This is a genomic window from Polynucleobacter sp. 39-46-10, from assembly GCF_002282275.1.
This window is the reverse complement of the sequence record NZ_NCJB01000361.1, coordinates 1-2,180: the sequence shown is the minus strand read 5'-3', so window position 1 is coordinate 2,180 and position 2,180 is coordinate 1. Positions and strand designations below refer to the sequence as shown.

Genomic DNA, 2,180 nt, shown 5'->3' with positions numbered 1-2,180 from the left:
ATTTGGTAGATTTATTTCTTTGGATTTCGGTATTGTTGGCGCGCTGAGCCAGTCTGATAAGAGTTATTTGGCATTAAATTTCCTCGCCTTCTTTAATCGCGATTACCGTCGCGTTGCTGAATTACATATTGAGTCCGGTTGGGTTCCGGCAAATACGCGTGTTGAAGAACTTGAGGGAGCGGTGCGTTCTGTTTGTGAGCCTTACTTTGATCGCCCACTGAAAGAAATTTCCTTGGGGATCGTGCTGATGCGTTTATTCCAAACTTCCCGACGATTTAAGGTGGAAATTCAGCCGCAACTCACTTTGCTTCAGAAGACCTTATTGAATGTTGAAGGTCTTGCGCGTCAGCTTGATCCAGACTTAGACCTCTGGAAGACTGCAAAGCCAATTTTGGAAAAATGGGTCAGTCAGCAGCTTGGTTGGCGAGCTTTGGTTGACGGCATTAAGGCTGAGGCGCCAAGTTGGGCGCAAATCTTGCCGACCCTGCCGCGTTTGATTGCGGAGAGTTTGGCGCAGGCACGCATCCCCCGTAGAGAGTCAAATGCTGAATTGGAGGTCTTAAAAGGCCTTTTATTGCAGGAAAGACGTACCCATCGCCTCTTGGCGGGTGCTTTGCTATTTGCCGGCGGTTTTTTGGCTGGGATTCTGATAATCGGCCTTGGTCTTTACTAGTCTGTCGCCTGCCGGCGCTTAAACCGCTAAAATGCCAGGTTAGGCAAAGTTCAAGCATAGGCAAATGAAAAAATACTTCATCGCAGGCATTCTGGTGTGGGCACCAATGTCAGTCACCATTTGGGTGATTGCATGGGGTTTGGGCCTGCTCGACGGTGTTTTTGGCTCTGTTATGCAAGCCCTTATCACCATTTTCCCCAATCAGTTTGCTGGAGATTTACGGCATTTCCGTGAGTTGCCGGGTGTCGGCATTCTGATCGTTGTTGCAGTCATCATGATTACTGGATTACTTGCAATTAGTTTTGCAGGGCAATGGTGGCTGAAGATATGGCACCAGTTCATGAATCGCATTCCTATTGTGCGATCAATTTATTCAAGCGTTCAGCAGGTCTCCTCCACACTATTTTCTGGTAGCGGCCAAGCTTTTAGCAAAGCATTATTAATTCGTTATCCCCATGCAGATTCTTGGGCGATTGCATTTCAGACTGGTATGCCAGCTAAAGAAGTAGCCGCGAAGTTGGGTGAGGACTATGTCAACGTATTCCTACCAACCACACCAAATCCGACTTCTGGATTTTTTATGATTGTCCCCCGTGCGAACACTATTGAATTAGAGATGAGTGTCGAAGCGGCGCTCAAGCACATTGTTTCAATGGGATCTGTTCCTCCCACCAGTTCAACTGGTTTGCCTGCGGTTGGGCCAAACCATCATCTTTGATTTATAGGAAATTGTTATGTCGATGCGAAGCCATACCTGCGGTCAGGTAACTGAATCACTCATTGGTCAGGAAATTACCCTGTCTGGTTGGGTAAATCGACGCCGTGACCACGGTGGCGTAATTTTTATTGACCTACGTGATCACCAGGGTTTTGTGCAGGTGGTATGCGATCCAGATCGTCCGGAAATGTTCGCTTTAGCTGAGCAGGTTCGTAACGAGTTTTGTATTCAGATCAAAGGCTTGGTGCGTGCGCGTCCAGCTGGTACCGAGAATAATGATTTAGTGAGTGGCAAGATTGAAGTGCTTTGCCATAGCTTGGTCATTCTTAATGCGTCTATTACTCCTCCATTCCAATTAGAGGATGAGAATTTATCTGAGACCACTCGCTTAACTCACCGCGTTCTAGATTTACGGCGCCCTCAAATGCAAAAGAATTTGCGTTTGCGTTACAACGTTGCCATGGAATGTCGTCGCTATTTCGACGCTGCAGGCTTTATTGATATTGAAACACCGATGTTGACCAAGAGTACTCCTGAGGGTGCGCGTGACTATCTAGTCCCTTCACGTGTACATGATGGTCAGTTCTTTGCATTGCCACAGTCCCCTCAATTGTTTAAACAATTGTTGATGGTGGCTGGTTTTGATCGCTACTACCAAATTACGAAGTGTTTCCGTGACGAAGATTTACGGATATTGCCCGTGCTATTGAAATGGACGGGGCTCCAGCTAACGCTTTTATCGTTTATCCCGCCGATAGTCCGTCCGCATCCTTTGAAGCACTCAAGGCA

The 2,180-nt window shown here is 47.1% G+C and carries 2 protein-coding genes and 1 pseudogene; all 3 read left to right on the top strand.

The genetic code is table 11. From position 1 onward, the window contains the following. Window positions 1-673, top strand: a pseudogene (locus tag B7X71_RS15645) (ubiquinone biosynthesis regulatory protein kinase UbiB); the annotation flags it as partial. Between the two features lie 64 nt (window positions 674-737). Continuing rightward, complete coding sequence (locus tag B7X71_RS15640) at window positions 738-1,391, top strand: DUF502 domain-containing protein (protein WP_293601401.1); 654 nt, start codon at window positions 738-740, stop codon at window positions 1,389-1,391. Between the two features lie 16 nt (window positions 1,392-1,407). Beyond that, window positions 1,408-2,180, top strand: a 773-nt coding sequence (locus tag B7X71_RS15635; protein WP_293601399.1) for an amino acid--tRNA ligase-related protein, incomplete at its 3' end; no start/stop codon positions are given.